We start from the raw sequence: 5203 nt of genomic DNA on the forward strand, positions 1-5203 counted from the left end.
TGGCCCGCTTCGTTCGTCTCGACGGTCACCCGAAAGTCAGTGCGTCGGTTCGGCTCCGGCGGGCGCGAACGACATGATGTGCCCGATCGCCGAGTCCAACGCGGTCTGCATGAGCCGGGGATCGTGCGCCGTCTGCGACAGCAGATAACCGCCCTCGACAGCCGCGAGCAGACCCGTTGCGAGCGATGCCGCGTCGATGTCGCTACGCAGCGCGCCGCGGTCACTCATCCGCTCCAGTGCGCCTGCGAGGATCGCCTGCCATTCGGCGAAGTGCTCGGCCAGCGACACCCGGGCCTTGTCGTCGCTGTCGGACAGCTCGGCCGCCAACGACCCGAGCTCGCATCCCCACAGTCCTCGTCGAAGCGTGCAGCGCTGGACCATGGCATCGCGCCATTGATACAGGCCACGGAAGGAATCAACCTTCTCAAGACGCAACCGCTGCCACGACAGGATCTCGTCGGCGCGCAGCGTGATGACCTCGTAGACGAGATCGGTCTTGTCGTCGAAGTGTTGGTAGAACTGCGACTTGCTCGTCGAGCTGGCCGCCAACACTTCGTCGATCGTCGTGGCGGCCACCCCGCGGACGTGCATCAGCTCCGCCGCGGAAAGCACGATCCGGGTGCGGGTAGCGGCGCCGCGGGAGGTCAGCTTCGGCCGCGGCGCGCCGTTGGATTGCGACGGCATCGCCCAACTGTAACCCCTTCGTTGGACTCTGGAGTCCAGACTGCCGTCTCGGCCGAACCCGTCAGGCGTCCTGGGCGGCTTCGACGACGGCGATCTCGCTGAGGCCGCTGATCGTGAGGACCCGGACCAGGAAGGGGTGGACGATCAAACGCAGACGCTCGACCTCGTCGGCGTGGTTGAACAGCGCATTGATGCCAGCGCTGTCCAGGTATTTGACCCCGCTCAAGTCGACGGTAATTGGGGTGCGGCTGCCTGCGCTGGCGGTGGTGAGTGCCTGGGTGAACAGGCCGATGTTGCTGAGGTCGATCTCCCCGACCGCAACGACGCGGGGTTCGCCGTCGGCGCCACGGTCGGTGTCGAGGGTGAGCGGTGTGGCCATTACGTGTTGATCCTCGCGTGCATGTGGACGGTGGTGCCGATGTCGTCGGAATGAACGGTGAAGTCCTCCATGAGGTTTCGCATGAGCGCCAGGCCGCGGCCGCGGCTGATGTCGGCCTTGCGCGGTGCCCGCCAGGCGCCGGTGTCGGCCACGGTCACCTGCACGCGATCGACGTTCGCGATCGCACGCAGGGAGACGAGGCCGTCGGCTCTACCGAGGTGGCCGTGCTCGATCGCGTTGGAGACGGCTTCGCCTGCGGCCAGGAGGACGTCGTGGATCTGATCCGGCTCCATGCCCGTCTGCCCCAGCCAGGTGCGCAACGCGGATCGACTCGGAGCCAACTGGTTGGCGTCGGCCATGAAATCCATCGCCAGCGGACCCGGCCGTCGGTACAGCAGCATGGCCACGTCGTCGGGATAGCCACCGCCGGGCTCCAACCGGGACATGAGGGTGTCCGCCACCGCCTCGAGCTCATCCGACCGGCCGAGCTGGACCACGTCGGCAGCCAGCGCCATGCCGTCGTCCATCGACGTCCCCCGCCGCTCGACGAGCCCGTCGGTGTAGAGCAGCAACGTGGCGCGCGGCGGCAACGTGACCCGCACCTCGGAGCGGGGCCTGCCGGGTCGCAGCCCGAGGGGTATGCCGCGCCCGCCGTCGAGCATGGCGGTGGAACCGTCGGCGAACACCACGATGGGGGGCGGGTGACCCGCCGTGGCGTACACCAGCCCGCCGTTCTCCAGGGTGAGCACCGCGCAGAAGGCGGTGGTGCAACGGGCGCCGGGCAGACGCGCCGCGAAGCGGTCCAGACCAGCGAGCACGGCACTGGGACTGGCCTGCTCGAGCAGCAGCGCGCGGCACGCACTGCGAAGCTGGCCCATCACGGTGGCGGCGAGCAGGCCGTGACCGACGCAGTCACCGACGACCAGCGCCACCCGCCCGTCGTCGAGATCCACCACGTCGTACCAATCGCCGCCGACCTGTAGCGGACGACTCGCTGGGTGGTACCTGACCGCGAAGCCGCCGGGCAAGTCCACGGGCCCGAGCATCGCGTGCTGCAGCGCCACGGCCGTTTCGCGCTGCTCGTCGACCTGGTAGATGCGGTGCAGACCCTGGCCAAGACGTCCGGCCAGCATCGTCAGCAGGGTGTTGTCCGCCGGGGTGAAGGGTCGTTGTTCGGACAACTCGACCCACACGACCAGAATTCCGCGCGGATGCTGCAGCGCGATGCCCGCTGCGCCCGCCTCCTCGGTGATGGTGGTGAGCAGATCGCCGTGGCGCAGCGATTCGATCCGGCGCCGGTGGCGCGGCTCGAGCGTGGCCCACTGGACCGGATCACCGGCATACAGCAGCTCGGGGATGCCGGAGTCGGGTGCGGCGGCACCGGAGAACACCGCCGCCAGAACCCGTCGGGCCTGCCAGGTCTGGCGGAGCTCCTCGAGGGCTCCGCGTAGCGCGTCGTCAGTCGTATCAGCTTGGACCAGTTGCTGATTGAGCGCCGCCAGCGCGGTTTGGCGTTGGACCCGGTAATGCTCGGCAGTGACGTCGCGGAACGTGCCGACCATGACGCGGCGGGAGGTGTCGGGATCGGCCGCGTGGTTGAAGTTGACCGCGATCCAGACGCGGTGGCCGTCCCGATGGGCCACCGGGACGGTGAAGCTGCCGTGGGTCTCGTTCATCAGATCCAAGAAGGCGGCCTCGACCAACCGATGTCCGTCGGGGTCGGTGTCCGCATCCGGCCACCATGGGTGACGGGCAGGGTAGGGCAACCCCTCTGGCCCATAGCCGAGCATGTCGGCGAACGCCGCGTTGATCTCGATGACGGCGCCGTTCTCGTCACAAACGAAGAACGCCTCCTGCAAGGAGTCGACCAGCGCGGTACGCCAGCGGGAGTGATGGTTGCGCAGTCGCGCGAGCTCGACGTTGGCCCGCACCCTGGCAAGCAGTTCGGCCGCCGCGAACGGCTTGACCAGATAGTCGTCCGCCCCCGCCTGAAGGCCTTCGATCGACGCTTCCTGCCCCGCCCTCGCCGAAAGCAGCAAGACCGGCAGCGCCGCCGTGCGCGGGTCGCCGCGCAGCATGGCGAGGAGCGCGAGACCGTCGAGTACCGGCATCATCACGTCGCTGATGACGAGGTCGGGGACCTCCGACCTGATCGCCTCCAGCGCCTGCTGACCGTCCGACACCGCACTGACCTGGTAGCCGGACGTCCGCAGCAGGCTGGTCAGGTACTCCCGCATGTCGGCGTTGTCGTCGGCGATCAGGACGCGCACCCGCTCACCCCCACTCTCGGCAAGCGGGACCGCCACCGGCCCAGGCTCGGTCGAAGTCGTGTCGTCGTCGGGCAGCCAGCGCAGCGCCTCCTGTACGTACGGCTCCGCGATGGCACCCGCGGCCGTGCGCCGCACCGACGGTTGAGCGACGCCGTCACCCACCACCTGAGCGGCGCCGAACGGCAGCCGAATGGTGAACGCGGAACCGACGCCCTCCGTGCTTTCGGCGTCGATGGTTCCGCCGTGCAGCCCGACCAGTTCCTTGACCAGGGCCAGTCCGATGCCGCTGCCCTCCGTTGAGCGGGCGCGGGCGGATTCGATGCGGTGAAACCGCTCGAAGAGCCTCGGCATCTCCTCCGCCGCGACCCCGATACCGGTATCGGTGACGGTCACCACCGCGTCATCGTCGTCGCGCCGCACGCGGATCGTGATCGCGCCCTCGAAGGTGAACTTCAACGCGTTGGAGAGCAGGTTCAGCACCACCTTCTCCCACATGTCCCGGTCGAGGAGAACCGGTTCGCCGAGCGGCTCGCAGTCAACGGTGAACGTCAGCCCGGCCCGTTCGATCGCGGAACGAAACACGCTGGCCAGCTCAAGGGTGACGGCAGACAGGTCGACGGCCTCGAACTGGGACTGCATGCGCCCCGCCTGGATGCGGGAGAAATCCAGAAGCGTGTTGACCAGCTTGGCCAGCCGCAGCCCGTTCCGGTGCACGAGCTCCAACTCTTGCCGGGCGTGATCATCGATACCCGCCGGCCTGCCGAGAAGATCGTCGACCGGCCCCAAGATCAGGGTCAGTGGCGTGCGGAATTCGTGGCTGATGTTGGAGAAGAACGTCGTCTTGGCTCGGTCGAGCTCGGCGAGCTCTTCTGCCCGCTGCTGTTGGGATTGGTAACTGCGCGCGCTCCCGACAGCCGCAGCCAGGTGTCCGGCCACCAACTCGACGAACCCGCGGTAACCCTCGTCGAGCTGGCGATGCCGGTTCAGGGCCGCCACCAGGAACCCGACCGGCTCACCACCCTGCTGGAGCAGGGGTACCACCAACGCCTCCGTCGGGGGATCGGCCCATGCCCCCGTCGGCAGGTCGAGCAGTCGACCGTCGAACTGGACCAACTCGGCTTCACCGGCGGCAGGGCGAGCGACCGGCCAGACCGCGCGGCCGGTGCGCGGGAGCGTGTCCGGCACCGCGGGATGTCCGAGCGCGATGCCGCTGACCCCTGCCAGCCGAGCGTCGCCGTCCTGGCTGAACAGGTAGGTCAGGGTGAACGGCAGGTCATAGGGGTTGCGGGCCAGCTGCTCGGCGGCGAAGTCCAACGCCTGACGCTCGGTGCGCACGACGCTGGGGTCCGAACCCAGGTCCCGCAGCGTCGCCATCCGGCGTTCACCGATCACCCGGTCGGTGTCCTCACTGACCACGCACAGCATGCCGACCACGTCGGAGGCATCGTCGCGCAGCGGGCTGTAGGAGAACGTGTGGTAGGTCTCCTCGGAGTAGCCCGACCGCCCCAGAAACAGCAGCAACCCCTCATCCCAGGTGGCCTCCCCGGTGGACAGCACGCCGTCGATGCGGGGACCGATGTCACCCCAGATCTCCTCCCACACCTGACTGGCGGGGCGTCCGAGCGCCCACGGGTATTTGCGGCCGAGGGTGTCGCGCCGATAGGCGGCATTGCAGAAGAACGTGAGTTCGGGGCCCCACGCCATCCACATGGGGAACCGCGTCGACAGCAGAATGCTGACGGCCGTTCGTAGGCTCTGCGGCCAACCGTCGGGCGGGCCCAGCGGGGTAGCGGTCCAGTCGACGAGGGCGAGATCCCGTCCGATCTCGTCATCAGCGCGGAAGACCACTCATCTTCCCTTCGTCACTGGT

3 protein-coding genes are annotated in these 5203 nt (G+C 68.4%); all 3 read right to left on the minus strand.

Annotation, left to right across the window (positions count from 1 at the left end; all coding sequences use genetic code 11):
• Nucleotides 1–36 precede the first annotated feature (36 nt).
• Nucleotides 37–684 (minus strand): TetR/AcrR family transcriptional regulator, encoded by a 648-nt coding sequence (locus ABW137_RS14205; RefSeq protein WP_526400947.1) that lies wholly within the window; start codon nucleotides 682–684, stop codon nucleotides 37–39.
• A gap of 61 nt (nucleotides 685–745) precedes the next feature.
• Complete coding sequence (locus tag ABW137_RS14210; RefSeq protein WP_526400949.1) at nucleotides 746–1063, minus strand: STAS domain-containing protein; 318 nt, start codon at nucleotides 1061–1063, stop codon at nucleotides 746–748.
• Complete coding sequence (locus ABW137_RS14215) at nucleotides 1063–5181, minus strand: SpoIIE family protein phosphatase (protein WP_526400951.1); 4119 nt, start codon at nucleotides 5179–5181, stop codon at nucleotides 1063–1065. The genes ABW137_RS14210 and ABW137_RS14215 overlap by 1 nt, the downstream gene beginning before the upstream one ends.
• Nucleotides 5182–5203 lie beyond the last annotated feature (22 nt).

Origin of the sequence: Mycobacterium sp., assembly GCF_040509115.1 — a bacterium.
Taxonomy (GTDB): domain Bacteria; phylum Actinomycetota; class Actinomycetes; order Mycobacteriales; family Mycobacteriaceae; genus Mycobacterium.

Excerpts from the sequence above, each read along its gene's own strand:
- ABW137_RS14205 (WP_526400947.1), bottom strand. The coding sequence starts at position 684 with ATGCCGTCGCAATCCAACGGCGCGCCGCGGCCGAAGCTGACCTCCCGC.
- ABW137_RS14210 (WP_526400949.1), bottom strand. The coding sequence starts at position 1,063 with ATGGCCACACCGCTCACCCTCGACACCGACCGTGGCGCCGACGGCGAA.